The organism is Nocardia sp. CDC160 (assembly GCF_035818795.1).
GTDB lineage: Bacteria > Actinomycetota > Actinomycetes > Mycobacteriales > Mycobacteriaceae > Nocardia.
In genome coordinates this window covers 125,351-145,537 of sequence record NZ_JAYKYT010000011.1, presented here as the reverse complement: position 1 = coordinate 145,537, position 20,187 = coordinate 125,351, and the positions used below count along the sequence as shown (strand labels likewise).

General features: G+C 67.2%; 18 protein-coding genes. 10 read left to right on the top strand and 8 right to left on the bottom strand.

What is annotated here, in order from left to right; translation table 11 throughout:
• The first annotated feature begins 24 nt into the window (after nt 1–24).
• From dnaJ to VMT40_RS38375, 3 genes are all read left to right on the top strand, one after another.
• Entirely contained in the window at nt 25–1,194 is a 1,170-nt protein-coding gene (gene dnaJ, locus VMT40_RS38385) for a molecular chaperone DnaJ (RefSeq protein WP_326364579.1), read from the top strand.
• The gene (locus tag VMT40_RS38380; protein ID WP_326364578.1) at nt 1,194–1,592 is read left to right on the top strand and encodes a heat shock protein transcriptional repressor HspR; all 399 of its coding nucleotides are present in this window, start codon (nt 1,194–1,196) and stop codon (nt 1,590–1,592) included. Before dnaJ ends, VMT40_RS38380 begins: the two co-directional genes overlap by 1 nt.
• A gap of 502 nt (nt 1,593–2,094) precedes the next feature.
• Nucleotides 2,095–3,264 carry a globin domain-containing protein gene (locus tag VMT40_RS38375; protein WP_326364577.1) on the top strand — a complete coding sequence of 390 codons (1,170 nt, stop codon included), beginning with the start codon at nt 2,095–2,097 and terminating at the stop codon, nt 3,262–3,264.
• Nucleotides 3,265–3,286: 22 nt separating this feature from the next.
• On the opposite strand, the gene VMT40_RS38370 is transcribed toward VMT40_RS38375, so the two are convergent.
• The 3 genes from VMT40_RS38370 to VMT40_RS38360 form a co-directional block, all read right to left on the bottom strand.
• Nucleotides 3,287–4,036 carry an FAD-binding oxidoreductase gene (locus VMT40_RS38370; RefSeq protein ID WP_326364612.1) on the bottom strand — a complete coding sequence of 250 codons (750 nt, stop codon included), beginning with the start codon at nt 4,034–4,036 and terminating at the stop codon, nt 3,287–3,289.
• 111 nt (nt 4,037–4,147) lie between these two features.
• Nucleotides 4,148–5,308, bottom strand: a complete 1,161-nt coding sequence (locus VMT40_RS38365; RefSeq protein WP_326364576.1) for an FAD-binding oxidoreductase — start codon at nt 5,306–5,308, stop codon at nt 4,148–4,150.
• Between the two features lie 153 nt (nt 5,309–5,461).
• Nucleotides 5,462–6,439: an NADP-dependent oxidoreductase gene (locus tag VMT40_RS38360; protein WP_326364575.1), complete on the bottom strand. Its 978-nt coding sequence runs from the start codon at nt 6,437–6,439 to the stop codon at nt 5,462–5,464.
• A 190-nt stretch (nt 6,440–6,629) separates the two neighbouring features.
• Here VMT40_RS38360 and clpB point away from each other — a divergent pair, with 190 nt between their 5' ends.
• The 7 genes from clpB to VMT40_RS38325 all read left to right on the top strand — a co-directional run bounded on the left by clpB (nt 6,630) and on the right by VMT40_RS38325 (nt 14,791).
• Complete coding sequence (clpB, locus tag VMT40_RS38355) at nt 6,630–9,185, top strand: ATP-dependent chaperone ClpB (RefSeq protein WP_326364574.1); 2,556 nt, start codon at nt 6,630–6,632, stop codon at nt 9,183–9,185.
• Between the two features lie 111 nt (nt 9,186–9,296).
• Entirely contained in the window at nt 9,297–10,175 is an 879-nt protein-coding gene (locus VMT40_RS38350) for a DUF5666 domain-containing protein (RefSeq protein ID WP_326364573.1), read from the top strand.
• A gap of 74 nt (nt 10,176–10,249) precedes the next feature.
• Nucleotides 10,250–11,374 (top strand): hypothetical protein, encoded by a 1,125-nt coding sequence (locus VMT40_RS38345; RefSeq protein WP_326364572.1) that lies wholly within the window; start codon nt 10,250–10,252, stop codon nt 11,372–11,374.
• Nucleotides 11,375–11,560: 186 nt separating this feature from the next.
• Nucleotides 11,561–12,370, top strand: a complete 810-nt coding sequence (locus VMT40_RS38340) for an SDR family NAD(P)-dependent oxidoreductase (RefSeq protein ID WP_326364571.1) — start codon at nt 11,561–11,563, stop codon at nt 12,368–12,370.
• An 8-nt stretch (nt 12,371–12,378) separates the two neighbouring features.
• Complete coding sequence (pyrE, locus tag VMT40_RS38335; protein WP_157389682.1) at nt 12,379–12,924, top strand: orotate phosphoribosyltransferase; 546 nt, start codon at nt 12,379–12,381, stop codon at nt 12,922–12,924.
• 122 nt (nt 12,925–13,046) lie between these two features.
• The gene (locus VMT40_RS38330) at nt 13,047–14,105 is read left to right on the top strand and encodes a beta-ketoacyl-ACP synthase 3 (protein WP_326364570.1); all 1,059 of its coding nucleotides are present in this window, start codon (nt 13,047–13,049) and stop codon (nt 14,103–14,105) included.
• Nucleotides 14,105–14,791: a lysoplasmalogenase gene (locus VMT40_RS38325; protein WP_326364569.1), complete on the top strand. Its 687-nt coding sequence runs from the start codon at nt 14,105–14,107 to the stop codon at nt 14,789–14,791. The genes VMT40_RS38330 and VMT40_RS38325 overlap by 1 nt, the downstream gene beginning before the upstream one ends.
• Before the next feature lie 103 nt (nt 14,792–14,894).
• Here the strand turns inward: VMT40_RS38325 and VMT40_RS38320 are convergent, their stop codons facing one another.
• From VMT40_RS38320 to VMT40_RS38300, 5 genes are all read right to left on the bottom strand, one after another.
• Complete coding sequence (locus tag VMT40_RS38320; RefSeq protein WP_326364568.1) at nt 14,895–15,407, bottom strand: hypothetical protein; 513 nt, start codon at nt 15,405–15,407, stop codon at nt 14,895–14,897.
• 240 nt (nt 15,408–15,647) lie between these two features.
• Nucleotides 15,648–17,102: a DUF1254 domain-containing protein gene (locus VMT40_RS38315; protein WP_326364567.1), complete on the bottom strand. Its 1,455-nt coding sequence runs from the start codon at nt 17,100–17,102 to the stop codon at nt 15,648–15,650.
• Between the two features lie 124 nt (nt 17,103–17,226).
• On the bottom strand, nt 17,227–18,348 hold the full coding sequence (locus tag VMT40_RS38310; protein ID WP_326364566.1) for a phosphotransferase enzyme family protein: 1,122 nt from the start codon (nt 18,346–18,348) through the stop codon (nt 17,227–17,229).
• Nucleotides 18,345–19,667 carry a purine-cytosine permease family protein gene (locus VMT40_RS38305; RefSeq protein ID WP_326364565.1) on the bottom strand — a complete coding sequence of 441 codons (1,323 nt, stop codon included), beginning with the start codon at nt 19,665–19,667 and terminating at the stop codon, nt 18,345–18,347. The genes VMT40_RS38310 and VMT40_RS38305 overlap by 4 nt, the downstream gene beginning before the upstream one ends.
• Nucleotides 19,668–19,734: 67 nt before the next feature.
• Nucleotides 19,735–20,181, bottom strand: a complete 447-nt coding sequence (locus VMT40_RS38300; RefSeq protein ID WP_326364564.1) for a hypothetical protein — start codon at nt 20,179–20,181, stop codon at nt 19,735–19,737.
• Between the last annotated feature and the right edge of the window lie 6 nt (nt 20,182–20,187).

Genomic DNA, 20,187 nt, shown 5'->3' with positions numbered 1-20,187 from the left:
AACACGGAAAGGAGGAGATGCCCGGTGAATCGAGAGTGGCTCGAGAAGGACTTCTACAAGGATCTGGGTGTTTCCTCCAGCGCCACCCAGGACGAGATCAAGAAGGCCTACCGCCGACTGGCCCGAGACCTGCACCCGGACAAGAACCCCGGGGACAGCAAGGCCGAGGAGCGGTTCAAGGCCGTCAGCGAGGCGAATGCCGTGCTGTCGGATCCGGAGAAGCGCAAGGAGTACGACGAAGCCCGGAAGCTGTTCGCGGGCGGCGGTTTCGGCCGCGGCGGCTTCACCCCCGGCGCCGGTTACGGCCAGACCGGCGGTGGATTCTCCAGCGAGTTCAATATCGGCGACATCTTCGGCGCGAGCGCCGGAGCCGATGGCGGACTCGGTGACATCCTGGGCGGATTGTTCAATCGCGGTGGCACGCGGACGTCCTCGCGGCCCCGGCGCGGTTCCGATGTGGAGACCGAGACGACCCTCGGCTTCCGCGAGGCCGCCCAGGGCGTGACCGTCCCGCTGCGCATGACCAGTCCGGCCGCCTGCACCACCTGCCACGGCAGCGGTGCCAAGCCGGGCACCAGTCCGCGAGTCTGCCCGCACTGCAACGGTTCCGGTGTGGTCAGCCGCAATCAGGGCGCGTTCGGCTTCAGCGAGCCCTGCGAGGACTGCCGGGGCACCGGGTCGATCATCGACGACCCGTGCGTCGACTGCCGCGGCACCGGCATCCAGAACCGGACCCGCACCATCACCGTGCGCATTCCCCCGGGCGTGCGCGACGGGCAGCGGATCCGGCTGGCCGGTCAGGGCGAGGCGGGCCTGCGCGGCGCGCCGCCGGGCGACCTGTACGTCACCGTGCACGTCAGCCAGGACAAGGTCTTCGGCCGCAATGGCGACGACCTGACTCTGGTGCTGCCGGTCTCGTACGCCGAACTGGTGTTGGGCACAACGGTTTCCGTGCCCACGCTGGACGGGCGCGTGGGCGTCAAGGTGCCGCCGGGCACCGCCGACGGCCGGACCCTGCGGGTGCGCGGGCGCGGTGTGCCCAAGCGTGACGGCGGCGCGGGGGACCTTTTGGTCACCGTGAAGGTCGCGGTGCCGCAGAAGCTGGACGACAATGCCACCGAGGCGCTCCGGCGCTACGCGGAGGCCGAGAAGACCAGCGGGTTCGATCCACGTGCGGGATGGGCAGGTGCGTAATGAGTTCCGATCATCCGAAGAAGACCGAGTCCCAGTACTTCCTGATCTCGGTGGCCGCGCAGCTGGCGGGCATGCACGCCCAGACGCTGCGCACCTATGACCGACTGGGTCTCGTATCGCCGCAACGCACCTCCGGGGGCGGGCGGCGCTACTCGAACCGGGATGTGGAGCTGCTCCGCGAGGTGCAGCGCCTGTCCCAGGACGAGGGCGTGAATCTGGCGGGCATCAAACGGATCATCGAACTCACCAATGAGGTGGAGGCACTGCAACACCGGGTGAGCGAGTTGACCGCCGAGGTGGAAAGGCTGCGGGCCGGGTACCGGCCCGCGCACCTGACGCCTCAGCCCAGCACCGCGCTCGTGGTGTGGCAGCCCAGAAACCGGCGTAAGTCGCAGTAGAGCAAGAAAACCGAGGCAGGCGGTGTCCCCCGAAGGGGACACCGCCTGCTCGTTTTCGTGAATGTTGCGGGCAATGTGCTGAGTTACCCCTGGGTGCTGTGGGATTGGCGAAGTTCTTTGCGGCAGTTAATTACAAACGGACCGGTAGGTTATCGTTTACTTCCATTCATGAGTTTTGTCCGTATGCTGCAAGGGAATTAGATGCGGGGCGCGGTTGCGGTGGGATCGCTACTTTCCTGAGTCTTGCAAAACGGATCAGGCAGTATCGGCGTCTGAAAGCTCGTGTCGCACGGCGTGTTCCAGTTGAACAGTCTGTTTTCGCGTCAGATACCCCGCAACGTTCATGTTTTCGAGGATAAAAGGGCGTGTTATTGAAACGTCCCGTTCCGTTGCTGGCTAACCTCGCCTACACTTGCTTGGCAACGGCTGCTGTCGAGTGTCCCGCAGCACTTCACTCGCCGGTCACGCCTGTGTTCGATTGCGAAATGGGGTTGTGACACACATGGATTCGCGGACCGTCGCATTGATAAGAACAACGTTCAAGGCGGTTGCTGCGGAGGATGGTGGCCCCGAGAAACTCGCTCGATCGTTCTATGCCATCCTCTTCACCGACTATCCCCAGGTTCGCGACTTCTTCCCCGCCGCCCTCGACGCCCAGCGTGACCGCCTCGTCAAGGCCATCGCCTACGTGGTGGACCGGCTCGAGGAACCGGATCGACTCCTGCCCTTCCTGGCCCAGCTCGGCCGCGATCATCGCAAGTACGGTGTGGTGGCCGAACACTATGTGGCCGTGGGCAAATCGCTGAAGACCGCGCTCGAGGCGTACGCCGGAACCGAGATCTGGACCGAGGAGATCGGCCGGGCCTGGGACGAGGGCATCGGTGTCATCGCCGACACCATGATCGGCGCGGCCGAGAAAGAGACCACCCCGCCGGTGTGGACCGGCACCGTGATCGAGCATCGCGAGGTGCTGCGCAATCTGGCCGTGGTGCGGCTCAAGCTGGACCAGCCCATGCAGTACGCGGCCGGGCAGTACATGAGCGTGCAGATCCCGTCCCGGCCCCGCATGTGGCGGTATCTGTCACCGGCCATTCCGGCGAATGGCAACGGGGAGTTGGAATTCCACATCCGCGGTGTCACCGGCGGGTGGGTCAGTCCCGCCATGGTCGGCCATACCCGGGTCGGGGAGCAGTGGCTGATCGGTTCGCCGCTCGGCGGTCTGGGCGTGCCGCGCAATACCCGGCGCAAGATGCTCATGATCGGTTGCGGCACCGGCATCGCGCCATTGCGTGCGCAACTCATGGCCATGACCGCGCGGCGCTCCAATCCGAGGGTGGATCTGTTCGTCGGCGGCCACTACCCGTGCGACCTCTACGATCTCGCGGTGCTGAGCCAATTGGCCTGCGCCAACAAGTGGCTCACCGTCCACCCGGTCACCGAATCCAATGAGAACCCCTGGTGGCATTTCGACGATTCCGAAGGGCCGCAGGAGTTTCCGGGCCTGCAGCCGCGCGTGGTCGGCCAGATCGGCAAGATCGTGGCCGCGCACGGCCCCTGGGACGATCGGGACGTGCAGATCGTCGGCGCGCCCTCCATGGTGCAGACCACCAAGTTCCGCCTCATGGCGGCCGGGACCCCGACCCGGAACATCCGCCACGACCCACTGTTCTGAGCCCCGAGACCCTTCGTAGTACTCAAAAGCCTTCGTAGCGAATGGCTTCCGCCGGTGCGCCGATGGCGACCAGTTGATCGATGGTGTTGCGGACCATGGCCGCGCCGCCGCACACCAGGATCTGGTGGTGGTCGAGCGGGCCGAAGCGCTCCGGGATATCGGCGATGGTGCCCGGCATCATCTCCTCCGGGCGGAAGCCGATATCGACGCGGCACTGCTCGTACCAGGGATCGATCAGGTCCGGATCGTCCTCGTCCTGGACCACGGGAATCACGGTGAGCCAGGGCAATTCGCCGGTCAGCAGGTAGAGCATGTCCGAGGCGTAGAGGTCGCGCGGGTAGCGGCCGCCGACGAACAGGTGCGTGCGCGGCGGCTCGGGGCGCCGCGAGATGTCCAGCAGCAGGGAGCGCAGCGGCGCGAGCCCGACGCCGTCGGCGAGCATGACCACGTCGGTGGCCTCCGGCTCCACCGCCAGCCACCCCGCCGGTGAGCTGATCCGCCACTCGTCCCCGGGATGCGAATCGGCCACGATGGATCCGCTGCACCAGCCGCCGGGCACGGTGCGCACATGGAATTCCAGCTTGCCGTCCAGCGAGGGCGGTAGCGCGCAATACATGCGCCGCACCATGTTCGGATGCTGCGGCGTGCGCACCTCCACCGACTGGCCCGCCGCGAACGGCACGAACTCGCCGATCAGCCGCACCACCGTGGTGTCCTCGCGCAGCCGGTGCGCGCCGACCACCGTCGCGGTCCACTCCGTTTTCTCACCCAACGGCAGAGCCTGCTCACCCAATGGCAGTGCGCCGGTTTCCTCGGGGCCGATACTCAACGCGAACTCCTGATCAGTGAAGCGGGCCGGGGTGGAGCGTCGAAAGGTCGTGCACTACACCGGATCCGAGCTTATCGCCGACTCCGGGGTGCCCACCGCGAGCAGCGCGCGCTTGGTGTCGGCGATCATGCGGGCCGATCCGGCGATCTGGATCTGGCGATCCGCCCAGGCCCCGAAGCTGGCCACCACCGCGCCCAGATTGCCGATCAGCCGACGGTGCATGCCGAACGGCGTCTCGGCGGGCGGGTAGGGATGCCACCAGGGGTTGGTCTCGTTCTCGCACACCGGGATCACCGTGAGCCACGGATTCGATTGCGAGAGCTGCCACATGTTCTCCACGTCGTAGAGATCGCACGGGTAGCGCCCGCCCAGGAACAGGTGCACGCGCGGATTGATGCCCCGGCGACCCATTTCGATCAACTGCGCCCGCAGCGGGGCGATGCCGGTGCCCGAGCCGATCATGAGCACATCCTTGCGAATGCTCAGATCCACGTGCAGCCCGCCCAGCGGGGCCGCGATCATCCAGCGGTCGCCGACCTGGGTCTCGTTCACGATGGCCGGGCTCACCCAGCCGGTGCGCACCTTGCGCACGTGGAATTCGATCTCGCCGTAGGGATTCGTGGGAATCGCGGGGGACAGATAGCGCCACATCTTGGGGCGCTGTGGAATGGCGATCGGCACGTACTGCCCGGCCTGATACGGGATCGGGGTGTCGGTCTGCAGCCGGACGATGGCGAGATCGTCGACCACCCGCCGGTGCCCGACCACCGTCGCCTCCCAATAGGGCTGCGACTTATCGGAATTGGCCCCGATGGCCATGGACGCCGAGATCAGGATGGTGATGTCGCGCCAACCCGCCTCCAGCGGCCGCGACCAATTGGCCGCCCCGTTGTAGCTGCGGAAGGCCGCGAGCAGGGCGCGCCCGGCTATGTCGTAGTGCGCGGCCTCCACCCCGTATTTGCGGTGGTCGCGGGCGAGCTGTTCGAGGAAGCGCTGCGCGCGATCCCAGTCCTCCAGATTGTCGAGCACGAATTGGATGGCGGTGACCAACCTCTTCGGCTGCATGTCCATGGCGGAGGGGAACAGTTCCCGCAGGGCGGGGATCTCCGCGAAAAGATGACCGTAGAACGCGCTGATCAGTCGTTCGGGCCCATTCGGGGCCTCGACGACTGTCCGAAAGTTTGCGCGGACCAGCGCTGCCGAACGCGCATCCACGACGTCGAGCTTTCCTTCCTGTTCTGCTACCCCGGAACGCCTGCTGCCAGGCGGCCCTCCGCGTCAAGTATCCCTTAAAAGCCGGTGGTCGCACGGATATAGCGGGAGGTGATCGTTTTGGAGCCGTTGGGAGGTATGGGCGGGACTCGAGGTTCAGATGACTATCACGGTCTTGCCGCGGGCGCCGGGCGCGCCGATGGCATCGGCGGCCTCCGCCAAGGGTGGCATATTGCTGATCGGCACCATGAGGTCGGCGTCCCCCACCAATCGTAAGAGCTCGCGCAATTCGGCTGCGCCGCCGGTCGATTCGAGGTTGCCGCCCTTGATGTCGCGGGCCTGCAATTCGGCCTCGTTCGCGGACCAGATGGTCGAGTAGGCCGAACCGCCCGGCTTCACCAGGCTCGCGTTGTCGGCGAAGACCGGCGGCGGGGAGACCAGGTCGAAGAGCACATCGATGCCGCCGGGATCGGTGATCCGCACCGAATCGGCCACCGAAAGCTCCGACGCCTCGGCGTGGGTGGGTGAGTCGGTGACGGTGATTCGGCCATAGTTCACCACCTCGGTCGCGCCCAGGCGAATCATGCGATCGGTGTCGTCGGGCCGCGCGGTGGCGATGGTGTGGGCACCGGCCAGCGCGGCCAGTTGCACCAGATACGAGCCGACCCCGCCCGAGGCGCCCACGATCAGCACCTTCTGCCCGCCCGACACCCCGGCGGCGCGCATGAGATCCAGGGCGGTGATGCCCGCGGTCGGCAGCGCCGCGGCCCGGATCGCGGTGACCTCGTCGGGCAGCTTGGCGATGGTGCTCTCGCGCGGCACCACGATGTACTCGGCGAAGGTGCCGTGCCCGACCGGTGGAATCAGGAACTTCCCGACCACCCGGTCCCCGATCTCGAAGTCGTCCACGCCCGCGCCCACGGCACTGACGGTCCCCGCGCCATCGACGCCGGGAATCATCGGAAAGTCGTGGGGGAGCTTGCCGTCCAGAAAGCCGTCGATGATCCGCTGGTCGAACGGGTTGACCCCCGCCGCTTCCAGATGGATCTGTATCTGTCCCGGTCCGGCCTCTGGAATCGGCATATCGGCGGCCTCGGGCTTGCCGCCGAACTCCCGGACGACGATCGCGCGCATGTTGCTCCATTCATTCGGAAACCGGCATGGATGAGCTGGGGTTATGCGTCAACGAATGGGGTCATCGTACGCGTAGCGTGAGTAGGGGCTTTGGTCCTCTGGCGGCGACTGCGAAAAGTTGTCAGACTTGAGCGGAACAGACTCAACTTCTAGCGCGTTGTATCGGGCAACGACTAGTAGGAAGGTGACAGTGGACTCGTTCAATCCCACCACCAAGACCCAGGCGGCCCTGACCGCCGCACTGCAGGCGGCCTCCGCCGCCGGAAACCCGGAGATCCGTCCGGCGCACTTGCTGGTGGCGTTGCTGGATCAGACCGACGGCATCGCCGCCCCCTTGCTCAAGGCCGTCGCAGTCGACCCGGCGACGGTACGACGCGAGGCCCAGGACATCGTCGACCGGCTGCCCCGCGCCACCGGCGCGACCACCACCCCCAATCTCGGGCGCGAGGCGCTGGCCGCGGTCACCGCCGCGCAGAAGCTGGCCACCGAGATGGGCGACGAATACGTCTCCACCGAGCACATGATGGTCGGTCTGGCCGAGGGTGATTCGGATGTTCAGCAGCTGCTGCTGAAGTACGGCGCGACCGCGGACGCGCTGCGCGAGGCCTTCACGGCCGTGCGCGGCAATACCCGTGTCACCAGCGCCGATCCCGAGGGCCAGTACCAGGCGCTGGAGAAGTACTCCACCGATCTGACCGCCGCCGCCCGCGAGGGCAAACTGGACCCGGTCATCGGGCGCGATCACGAAATCCGCCGGGTGGTCCAGGTTTTGAGCCGCCGCACCAAGAACAACCCGGTGCTCATCGGCGAGCCGGGCGTCGGCAAGACCGCCATCGTGGAGGGCCTGGCCCAGCGCATTGTCGCGGGCGATGTCCCGGAATCGTTGCGCGGCAAGAAGCTCATCTCGCTCGACCTGGGCGCGATGGTGGCCGGTGCCAAGTACCGGGGTGAGTTCGAGGAGCGGTTGAAGGCCGTGCTGGAGGAGATCAAAACCTCTGCCGGACAGATCATCACGTTCATCGACGAGCTGCACACCATCGTGGGTGCCGGTGCCACCGGCGAATCCGCCATGGACGCCGGAAACATGATCAAGCCCATGCTCGCCCGCGGTGAGCTGCGCCTGGTCGGCGCGACCACGCTCGACGAGTACCGCCAGCACATCGAGAAGGACGCGGCCCTCGAGCGCCGCTTCCAGCAGGTGATGGTCGGTGAGCCGTCGGTGGAGGACACCGTCGGCATCCTGCGCGGGCTCAAGGAGCGCTACGAGAACCACCACCACGTGCGCATCACCGACTCCGCGCTGGTGGCGGCCGCGGCGCTGTCCGACCGCTACATCACCTCCCGGTTCCTGCCGGACAAGGCCATCGACCTGGTCGACGAGGCCGCGTCCCGGCTGCGCATGGAAATCGATTCCCGCCCCGTGGAAATCGACGAGATCGAGCGTGTCGTGCGCCGCCTCGAGATCGAGGAGGTGGCGCTGGCCAAGGAGACCGACGAGGCCTCCAAGGCACGGCTGGAGAAGCTGCGCTCCGAACTCGCCGACGACCGCGAGAAGCTCAACCAGCTGATGACCCGCTGGCAGAACGAGAAGCAGGCCATCGACGCGGTGTCGGTGCTCAAGGAACAGCTCGAGACGCTCAAGGGCGAATCCGAGCGGGCCGAGCGCGACGGCGACTACAACAAGGCCGCCGAACTCCGGTACGGGCGAATCCCCAAGCTGGAGAAGGAGCTTGCCGAGGCCGAGTCGAAGGCCAAGTCCGCCGCGGACGGTGACGTCATGCTCAAGGAGGAGGTCGGGCCGGACGATATCGCCGAGGTGGTGTCGTCGTGGACCGGTGTCCCCGTGGGCAAGATGATGGAGGGCGAGACCCAGAAGCTGCTGCGCATGGAGGACGAGCTGGGGCACCGGGTCGTCGGCCAGAAGGAAGCCGTGCAAGCGGTTTCGGATGCCGTGCGCCGCGCGCGGGCGGGGGTCGCCGACCCCAACCGGCCGACCGGATCCTTCATGTTCGTGGGACCGACCGGTGTCGGTAAGACCGAGCTCGCGAAGGCGTTGGCGGACTTCCTGTTCGACGACGAGCGCGCCATGGTCCGCATCGACATGAGTGAGTACTCCGAGAAGCACTCGGTGGCCCGCCTGGTCGGTGCGCCCCCGGGCTATGTCGGCTACGACCAGGGCGGTCAGCTCACCGAGGCGGTGCGGCGACGCCCGTACACGGTGGTGCTCTTCGACGAGATCGAGAAGGCCCACCCGGACGTCTTCGACATCCTGCTGCAGGTGCTCGACGAGGGTCGGCTCACCGACTCGCAGGGCCGCACGGTCGATTTCCGCAACACCATCCTCATCCTGACCTCGAATCTGGGTGCGGGGGGTGACAAGGACATGGTCATGGCGGCGGTGCGCTCGGCGTTCAAGCCGGAGTTCCTGAACCGGCTCGACGACGTGGTCATGTTCCACGCCCTCGACGAGGAGCAGCTGGAACTCATCGTCGACATCCAGCTGCAGCAGCTGCAGAAGCGGCTGTCGCAGCGTCGCCTGAAGCTGGACGTGTCCGACTCGGCCCGCTTCTGGCTGGCCGTGCGCGGCTACGACCCGGCCTACGGCGCGCGCCCGCTGCGCCGCCTCATCCAGCAGGCCATCGGCGACTCGCTCGCCAAGGAACTGCTGGCCGGAGAGGTACAGGACGGCGACACGGTGAAGGTCAACGTCACCCCCGACGGGGACACGCTGATCGTCGGCCGCTGACCAGCGACGAATCCGCCCCCGCCCCAGCTTCGGCTCGGGCGGGGGCGCTAGTTGGGAACCGTGCGGTCGAGTTCAGGGCTGGGGCGCGGTACTCCGCCTACCCTGGAGGCCATGACCAACCCGAGCGATCCGTGGTCGCGGCGGCCGGAACCGGGCCAGGACAGTGGGCCGACCGAGCAGGCCGGACCGGGCGGCCACCCCTCGGACAACAGCCCGACCGAGTATTTCGGGCAACCGATCGGAGCCGACGCCACCCGGGTCATGCCGCCCGCCGACGCACAGTGGGGCGGGTACGAGACCGGCGGGGGCTACGAGCCGACGGCCGCCTACTCGGGGCAGCAGGGATACCCGCCGACGGCCAGCTACGGCGCACCCGGCAACTACGGCGCTCCCGGATATCCGGGCGGCCCGGGCGGGGGATATCCGGGCGGGCCGGGCGGCGGATATCCAGGTGATCCGGGCATGCCGACCGGTGGCTATCAGCCCGCGGGTTTCCCGCAGAATCCGCCGCCGCCCCCGCCCAAGCGCAATACGACCCTGTGGGTCGCCCTCGCCATCGGCGCGGTCATCGTCGTCGCCATCGCGGGCGTATTGATCGGAACCCTGCTGGGCAGCAAGGATTCGTCGAATTCCGCGTCCGCGTCCAGCAGCGTCCGGACCTCCTCGTATCCGCTGCCGGGCAATACCTCGGCGGTGCCCCTACCCAGCGGCATCCCGACCATTCCGGGCCTCGGGGATCTGGATCAGCTCGGCGCCAATATGGGCACCATCGCCAGCAACGACGGGTCCACGCTGACCCTCACCTCGCTGTCCGGCGACAAGATCACCGTCAAGACCGACGACAAGACCCAGGTGATCTCGCTCGGCAGCACCAAGGTGGCCGATCTCGCCGTCGGGGAAGTCGTTATGGTGCAAGGCGATAAGAACGCCGACGGATCGATTCAGGCGAAGCTGATCTTCAGCACCTCGTTGCCGAGTGCGACCCGATGAGGAGGCATCGCGCCGTGGGCGAAACCGCAGGCGTGCCGGGCATTACACGCACCAACTGGATAGGGTAGGCGGCGATGACGGCGATATGGTTCGGGCTGGCTGCGATCGCGCTCGTGGGTGCGATTGTGCTGCTCTATTTCGATCGGCTGCAGCGGCAGCGCACCGGGCACGTGCGACAGGTCTGGGCGAAATCCCAGGGCTACACCTATGTTTCGGTGGAGCCCGCGCTCGCCTCCACCTGGCGGCGCGGCGCGCTGGCCAAGCTCGGCTACCTGTCCGCGGTGGACGTGGTCTCCGGCAACCGCAAGGGCGAGAAGTTCGTGCTCTTCGATCTGGAGGACGCCGCCACCCTGGTCGCGGTGCGTCGGCAGATCGGCTCGGACATCGATATCGACCTGCGGCTGAAAACCGCGGCGCCGCCGAAGGATCACGATCTGGAGCTGCTCGGCGCGATCGGTGACCGGGTGGTCTTCGCCACCAACCCGGATATCGCCCGGCACGCGGTGGACCAGCGCATGGTCGCGTTCATCGAATCGCTGCCCGACACCGTGCAGCAGCTGTGGTCCGAAGGCAATTGGACGCTCGGCATGCTGCCGGTGGGTTCCGCCTCCAAGGACTGGGAGATGGCCATCGACGCGGTGCTGCGGCTGTCGGGTCTGCTGCACGTGCTGCCGCCGGTCATCAATGCCGAGCGCGGCCGCGACGAACTGCCCGAACCCGGCAGCTCCCGCCCAGTCCCCGAGGACGACGGCTACGACGGCCACGACGAGTACGGCGACTACGCCGACGAGCGAGCGCCCCGACCCCGCCCGCGCTCGCGGGAGGAGGCCGACGACTACGACTCCCCGCTGGTCAGTGATATCGCGGGCGGCGGGGACGATTTCGCCGGTGATGGAGACGCCGACGGCGAGTCCGAAAACTGGCGTCCCGCACTGAAGGTCGTGCCGGATCCGCGCAATCGTCCGCGTCGCAACTGGCCGCCCGCCCCGGAGGGCGAACCGGATTGGCACGAGGAGGCCGACGCCCCGCGCGGCCCCGAGGACGAAGACCGTTGGGCCGAGCCCGAATCCGAGGACCGCGCCGAGGATCCCGACCGCGAGCCCGAGGAGGGCTGGCGCAAGGATCAGGGCCGCAGCGCCCCGCCCGGCGGCCCCTTCCACCCGGGGTTCCGGCCCTATCAGGGACCGACTCCCCGGTGACGCGCGACGGGGTGCGCCCGACGCGGACGTGTCCGCCTGTGGCACGGACGTGTCCGCCCGCGGCACGCCGCGACCACGTCGTGTCTGCGTGAATTCGCCGCGTGTGGGTCGCCCAGGGACCACAATGGGGGCGCAGTTTCCGGTCATCGCCGACCGTTACCCCGTCGTGCGAGTGATAGGCCGTCGATGACCGAGAGTTCCCCTGCCCGCCTGCCCGGCGCGCATCGTCCGGTGGCCCTGGTCACCGGGCCCACCTCCGGCATCGGCAAGGCGTACGCCACCCGGCTCGCCTCGCTCGGTTACGACCTCGTGCTGGTGGCGCGCGATGAGGACCGGCTGGCCGCGCTGGCACACGATGTGCAGGTGCGGTTCGGTGCGCGCGCCGAGATGCTGCCCGCCGATCTGGCTCGGCCGCACGATCGCGATCTGGTGGCCGCTCGCCTGGCCGACGGCGTCGAATTCCTGGTCAACAACGCGGGATTCGGCATGTCGGGTGAATTCTGGACGCAGGAGCCCGACGCCCTGCAGCACCAACTGGATGTGAACGTCACCGCCGTGGTGCAGCTGACCCGGGCGGCCCTGCCACCCATGCTGCACGCCGCCAAGGGCACGGTGGTCAATGTGGCCAGTACGGCGGGCCTGATTCCCGGACGGGGATCGACCTATTCGGCCTCCAAGGCGTACGTCGTATCCTTCTCCCAAGGGCTGGCGGGCGGGCTGGCCGGGACCGGAGTCCGGGTGCAGGCCTTGTGCCCGGGATTCGTCCGCACCGAATTCCATGAGCGAGCCGGAATCGATATGGCCTCGCTGCCGCGACCACTCTGGTTGACCGTGGACGAGGTGGTGGCCGGTTCGCTGCGTGATCTGGAGAGAGACCGGGTGATCAGCGTGCCCGGAATGCAGTACAAAGCGATCGTCGCGATCGCCGGGCTTATCCCACGATCCCTGGTGAGCCGCCTGAACCGGGGCCTGTTCAACGCACGCGGAAGGACATAGACACAGCAATGCAGGTAACGACGACCGACCGGGACAGACTCGCGGCTCTGGTGCGTGATCTCGCCGTCGTACACGGCCGGGTCACCCTGTCCTCGGGCAAGGAAGCCGACTACTACGTGGACCTGCGCCGGGCCACCCTGCACCACGAGGCGGCCCCGCTGATCGGCAAGCTGCTCCGGGAACTGGTGGCGGACTGGGACTTCGACGCGGTGGGCGGGCTCACCATGGGCGCGGACCCGGTGGCGGCCGCGGTCATGCACGCGCCGGGCCGCCCCATCGACGCCTTCGTGGTCCGCAAGGCGGCCAAGACCCACGGCATGCAGCGGCAGATCGAGGGTCCGGACATCGTGGGCAAGCGGGTGCTGGTGGTCGAGGACACCACCACGACCGGCAACTCACCCCTCACCGCGGTGCGCGCGCTGCGCGACGCGGGCGCGATCGTGGTCGGTGTGGCCACGGTGGTGGATCGGGAGACCGGGGCCGACGGCATCATCGCGGCCGAGGGTCTCGAGTACCGCTCGATTCTGGGTTTGAAGGACCTCGCACTGGGCTGAGGACAAAAGTCCTTACTCCACGGTTAACGCGACTTGGCGCTGGGCTGAACCCTTGCTCTGGGTTAGCCTGGTGCTGGTCTTACGTCCGACAAAGGTGTTGTGAAGGGTCGTGTGAGTCACCTGTGGTGAGCATTGCAATCAATAAGGGTCATCAAAATGTCGCAATGCTCGGCATCGGCGCCTACCGGCCCCAGCGCCTGGTCAGCAACGCCGAGGTGTGCGAGGTCCTCGACTCCACCCCCGAGTGGATCTTCGAGCGCACCGGCATCCTCAACCGGCGTTGGATCTCCGGCGACGAGACGCTGCGCACCATGGCGGTGGCGGCGGGCGACCGGGCGCTGAACAACACCGGGATCGACCGGTCCAAGATCGGCGCGCTCATCTTCTGCACCTCCAGCTGGCTCAAGCTGACCCCGCACGGTGCGCCGAGCGTGGCCGCCGACCTCGGCATGAACGGCATCCCGGCCTTCGATCTGACCTCCGGCTGCGGCGGTTTCGGTTACGGCCTGGGTGTCGCCGCCGACATGATCCGGTCCGGCTCGGCCGAATACATCCTGGTCATCGGCGCGGAGACGATGACCGTCGGTCTGGATCCGACCGACCGCGGCACCGCCATGATCTTCGGCGACGGCGCGGGCGCGGTCGTGGTCGGACCCAGCGAGGAGAACGGCATCTCGCCGACCGTGTGGGGCTCCGACGGCGAGAACGCCGAGGCCATCTCCCAGGACGTGGACTTCCTGGAGTTCATGAACAAGGCGCAGCGGCTGCAGGGCACCGATCCGGAGGTCGAGCCGGTCGGCCGGATGTCGCTGCACATGGAGGGCCCCAAGGTCTTCCGCTGGGCCGCGGTCACCCTGCCGCGCGCGCTCTCCAGCGCCATCGAGGTCTCCGGTGTGGCCAAGGAGGACATCGAGATCTTCATTCCGCACCAGGCCAATGCCCGCATCAACGAGCTCATGAAGAAGAACCTCGGGCTCGCCGACGACATCCCGATGGCCAATGACATCGAGAACACCGGCAACACCTCGGCCGCCTCGATTCCGCTGGCCATGGAGGAAATGCTGGTGACCGGCAAGGCCAAGGGCGGTCAGCTGGCGCTGCTGCTCGGGTTCGGCGCGGGCCTGTCCTACGCGGGCCAGGTCGCGGTGCTGCCCCCGGCCCCGGCCGAACCCAGCTTCTGATGGCCCACCCGTTCCGCGCCGCGTTCGTCGGCGCGGCGGCGGTGACCGTGTTCGGCGCGGTCACCGGTCGTGAGAAAGTGCAGTGGGCGGCAAAGCCTTTGCTCATGCCGCTGCTGGCGGCGGACGTCGTAGCAAACGGCAGCTATCTCGATCGGACCGACCGCGCGGTGCTGCTCGGCTCGCTCGCCGCGGCCACCGTCGGGGACGTCTTGCTGATCGATCCGGACGACGATCGCCGATTGATTGCCGGGGCCTCGTCTTTCGCGGTCATGCAGACCGGCTACTCGTGGCTGTGGTTCCGGCGCGGCGGACGACCGCGCGCGTCGATCGTGGCTCCCCGGGTGGCGGCGTGGCTGGGCGCTGCGACGCTCATGCGCTTCAAGGCTCCCACGGTGGCGATACCGCTCACCGCCTATGGCGCGACGCTCGGCACGGCGGCCACCCTGGCGTCGGATCCGGACCTGGCGCGCGACGCGAAAAACATCGCGGGACTCAGCATTCCGAATGCCGACCCCCGCAGTCGGCTCGGGCTGGGCGCGCTGCTGTTCACGCTGTCGGACGGATTGATCGTGCTGCGACGGGTTTTCGCGCGCGGCGAGAAGTCGCGGCGGATCACCGAGGGCGTCATTCTCGTCACCTATGCCGCGGCCCAATATCTGCTGGCGGATCCGCGCGCGCATCGGTAATCGAATCGGTCACCGTATCGGTCATCGAATAGGTCACCGAATTGCATTCGACAAGAACCCCTTCCCGAATTCGGGAAGGGGTTCTCACGTTTATCCCCGAGGATCAGGGCAGAATCTGCGGCACGGCGTCCGGGGCGACAGCACCGACGATCAGGCCGATCAGCGCACCCTGGAGGGCGCCGCTGACGGCACAGGCCGGGATCGCGAGGATGCCGACCACGGTGACCGCGCACAGCACGCTCTCGAAGATCGCACCGGCGGCCGCACCCGCCGCGACACCGTTGGCGATCGGGTCGTGGTTCTTGGCGTTCGGGTCGGTGGCGATGTCCTGCGGCTGCGAAATCTCCGCTGCCGCAGGCGCGGTCGCGTCGGCGGGCTGCTCGACATTCGTGGTGACGGCGGCTTCCGGGGCGACCGGCAGGGCGACCTGCTCGACGGCGACCGGCAGCGTGGCCTGCTCGACGGCGACCGGCTGCACGACGGCGGCCCGGGCCGGAAGCTCGGCCGGGGCGGTGGCGGAGGCGGTTCCCGCGCTGGCGAAAGCGGCGGCGACGACGGCCAGCGGCAGAGCCGCGACGAGGGCCTTACGACCGAAATGACGAACGGTGCTGCGCATGATTTTCCTGATTCTCCCGACCCCCGGCTGCACGAACTCAAATGGCGTGCAGAACGATTCGCGTTGCCCAATCAATTATCCAAAGCAACGAGACAAGTTCTATCCGATCGCGGTCCCGGAATCAAGTCCGGTACTCGCTATTCGGGAGTGGCGGATTTGTGTTCTCCGACACGGTATTCCAGAGAAATTTGGGGATTGCGCCTCGGAGCGGTTCGGGCTCGCGGCGCAATCCCCGGGAAATCAGTTGCTCACGGTGACCGCGGGCGGATTCCAGCTGCCGTCCACGATCTTCTGATCGGGCCAGTAGGTCCGCAGCATCAGGTTGAAGTCTCCCGACTCGGGTGCGGGCAGCCAGTTGGATTCCTTGGCCGGGCCGGGATTCTCACGCTGCACATAGATGTCGACCGATCCGTCGGGGTTGGCGGTCAGCCGTTCCCCGCGCACGGAATACCGGTTGATCGGATTCTCGACGAAGAAGCCCTTGCCGTCGTACATGGTCAGCGACCAGAATCCGTGCACCGGTGGAATCGTGTCCGCCGCGAAGTGCAGCACATAGGTGTGGTCCGCGTTTAGCCGGTTGTTCTTCTCGTCGACGTAGGTTCCCGGGTACAGGGCGTCCTGCGGCAGGTTCGCACCCAGGCCCGCGTAGGCGACGATGGCGCGTGCGCTGTAGTCCGTGCCGTAGTCCCCGATGTTCTTGCGGGCGGTCTTCCACCCATTGATCGGCGTAGTGCTGATATCGGTTTCGATGCGGCCCAACGCCTTCGGCCAGGCCTGTTCCCACCGGGTCCGGTCGGCGCTCGGCAGCTGGGACAGGTCCAGCTTCCGGTCCGGGCTCCAGCCGATCCTGGCCAGTCGGTCGAGCAGCTCCTTGTCTTCGGCGCGGGTCTGCGTATGGGACAGGCTCGAGTAGTAGAGGTCCCAGTACTGCTGCGGGGTCAGCTTGTGAATGTAGTCGGCGACCGGCTGCTTCTGCGGCCAGTCCGGGTGCAGGTCGGTGTTCTGCGGTGGGGTATAGGGCTTTCCGTACGAGCTGAGCGGAACGGCGGTCAGTTTGTCTTGGATGGCAATCACATTCGGGACGTCGTCGGGACCGTCGACCTGAATCCGGCCGATCATCCACCCGGAGTCGGTCGGTAGCCGGTACTCGTGTACGCCCGCGGGCAGATCACCCTGCCAATTCGGGCCGACGATGGCGAATTCGTAGCCCTTTCCGGCATTGTCGATGGTCCGGGAGCCGGGGGCGGCGTCCACATTGGTCCACATGTCCAGCAGCGGGAACAGATGGTAGCGGTCGCCCATGGCGGGCACACTGACCACCAGCGGCTCGGCGGCCACGTCGAAAAGCATTGAGGTGTAGAGGGTGTCGACATTCGGTCGCACCACACTGGTGAACTTGGCGTCGGGCAGGAACGCCAGGGGAGCCAATTGATTCATCGGCGCGACACCCTTGGCCGGATCGGCGGCCGGGACATTCGTCTGCTGCCGCCGCGTCACCTCCACCGATACCAACGGATAGGTGTAGACGTAGGCGTTCACGGCGGCGTCGTCCGCGCTCACCCCGGCCGATGGCGTCCCGGAGCCGGAGGAGGTCGAGGAATTCGATGAGCAGGCCGCCGCGGCGGCCGCCGCCGCGACCGCCACGGCCAGTGCGATCGCGGCTCGGGCCGAACGGAACTTCGGTGTTCTTGGCAACGCATCCTCCATCGGTTCGATGTCGTTGAGCACATAGTCCGAACCAGCCGCCACACTCAGCTAATTCACGGCAAGCGTAACTTTGATGGAATGAATGCCGTTTAATTCGGCGTGCGTGTTGAAGTCAGGCGACCGTCAGGGTGGACAGCAATGTTCTGGCTTCCGAGGAGTGTGTCCACCATCCGGTGTGGCCGAGAAAGTAGTCCGTGTAGGCGATTTCGGCGTTCTTCGGGTTGCCGCCCGGAATGACGCCCAGGAAGTAGTCGATTTCGGAGAGTTCGTATTCGCAGTGCACCAGGGGAAGCAGGGCGGGCAGGGCGCGGCGTTCCGCGGCGGTCAACGGCCGCACGGATTCGTATGCTCGCAGCATGGCGCCGACCTGGTCGACGCGCACCCGCGCCGGGCCGCCGTCGCGGATCGAAATCCAGTCCACGGCACAGCGTTCGATGGCGGTGGCGAGATCGTGGATGGCGGTGGTGCGGTCGCACAGGCCGAAGTCGATGACGGAGGTCACCTCGTGGTCGCGCCAGAGCAGGTTGGTGCCGTGCCAATCATTGTGTGTCCACAGCGGTTCCAGATCGGTGAGCAGGGGGCGTAGGCGCTCGAAGGCGGGCAGGTGGACGCGGGTGATGTCGGTCCGCCAGTCGCGCTCCGCCAGGAATGCGCCCAGTGCGGGGCGCTCGACGGCCCGATCCGCCACGGCCGCAAGGGGATCGGGGGAGGCGAAGATCGTAAAGCTGGCCAGCAGCGGGCGGGCCGGTCGGCGGGGAGCGTCGTAATCGGTGGCGGCCAGGTGCAGGCGGGCCAGCATGTGTCCGGCGGCCGCCGCCTCGTCGAGCGACAGATAGGGCGTCCACGAGAACACGCCCGCGTACTCGTCGGCCCCGCTGCCGAATTCCTGGACCTCGTAGGTGAATTCGCCGAGGTCGGCCGTGTGCCGCACGCGCGGCACCGGAATCCCGCGCGCCCGCAGGTGATCCATGAATCGGTGTTCTTCGCCGAGCGCGGCGGCGTCGCGCAGTGTGCGCGGCAGTCGCTTGACGATGACCTCGTCCCCGTCGGGCAGCCGGACCAGGGCGGTCGCCGACAGCGGTCGCGGGCTGCGCCAGGTGATGACCGCGTCCGCGCTCATGCTTCCCGACAGCGGGCCCAGCACCGTCTTCACCTCGGTGGAAGTCAGTGCGGGCCAATCGGGTTCGACCAGCGGGTCGAGCCCCATACCGTAGACGCGGTCGTCGCCGGTCATGCCCGCCGGAAACGCACCAGCAGAGCCGTCACGGCCGCGGCGATCAGGAAGGAGTACAGCGAGGCCGAGGACCACCAGCCCGGGTGAATGTGCAGGGTGTCCTGCGCCTTGGTCCAGAAGTCGGTCCACCAGGTGATCGACCCGGGATTGAACAGCTGGTAGGTGACGAAGCCGATCGCCCACGGCAGCAACATGAGTGGCCGGGTGGGCGCGCTCTCGGTCAGGTTCCAGCCGCGCCGCCCTTGGCCGAAGAAGTAGTCGACGATCAGCACCGCGCACAGCGGCACGAACACCGAACCGATCAACACCAGGAAGTTGGCGTAGTTGCTGAAGTCGCGGACCGGCAAGGCCAGCAGTGTGACGATCAGGCCGACCAGTCCGGCGAGAATCCGGCGATCCACCCTCGGCAGCAGGTTCTGAATCGACATGGCCGTCGAATAGATATTGGCGAAGGACTGATCCGATTCACGCAGCACCAGGACCGCGAAGAACACCCAGCCCGCGGCCACACCGAGGAAGGTGTCGAAGATGTTGTCGGCATTGCCCGCGTGCAGGATCGCCAGGATTCCCAGTCCGTAGCACCAGATTTGGGCGACGGAGTAGCCGATCACGGTGGCCCCGGCCGCGGTCTTCGCCGAGCGTGAGTGCCGGGTGTAGTCGGCGGCCAGCGGGACGAAGGAAATGGACACCGCGAGGGTGGAGTCCACCGCGGGCCAGAAGCCGCTCCAACTGGTGCCCGTGGGCAGCGGAATCGGTTGCCGCAGCAGCTGAATCGTGAAGTAGACGAGCGCGATGCCCACCGCCACCGACACGTACTTGCGCAACGCCCGCACCGCGGCCAGCGGCCAGATGGCCATGACCGTGGACAGCACGCCCGCCGCGACGATGACGATCCAGTGCGGCACCCGGTCGTGGGTGAGCGCCGAGACGCCCAGGGTGATGACGGTGAGCTCGTAGACGCCCCAGCCGATGCACTGCACGATATTGGCGACCGTCGGCACATAGGACAGCCGCGTGCCGAACAGTCCGCGCAGCACGGCCATGGCGGGCGCGCCGGTGCGCGCGCCGATGGCCGCGGGTCCGGCCACCATGGCCGCGCCGATCACGGTGCCGACCACGGTCGCCAGCAGTGCGCCGAGGAGCGGCAGCCGCGAGCCCTCGGTCGGGGACAGCACCACGGCCGCGCCGCTGAACCCGATGAGGCTGACGCCGATATTGAGCCAGAACGCCGCCTGATCGGTGAACCCGAGCGTGCGCGGCGGCTCGGTGTCGAGCACCAGCGGCGCTTCTCGGCGGTCCTTCTTTTCGGCGATCGTCATGCCGAGGATGCTACGGCCCGGAACCGGCAAAACTGACAGTCAGGTCGCCCTGACCTGGATATATGTTTCACAGGCAGAGCATGATGCGGTCACGGTTGGTTGGGTCGACTCGGATCGAGAGCGTGCCGCCGACGGTGATTCTCGGCTTCACGACCGGTTCCACATCGAAGACGATGCTGCCGTAATAGGTCTCCGAGCCCGGCACCACTAGTTCGAGGTCCAGTTCGGTGATCTCGGTGCAGTGGTCGGTGCGCTGGAGCGGGTGGACGCCTTCGATGTTCGCCCAGCCCTCGAGTCCGTGGCGGCGCAGTCGCCGGTCGGAGCGGGACGGGCGTTGGGCGAAGAGCATGCCGAGCCCCAGGAAGGTTCCGAACAGACCGACCAGTGTGATGACTTGGACCGGCACGGTACCGGGCGGCGTGAGCGGAACGATCCAGCCCAGCCACACACCGAGCGCGACCAGATAGACGGCCGTCACTCCGAGCACCGTTCGGACTATGCGCGCGTGGTCCATGACACC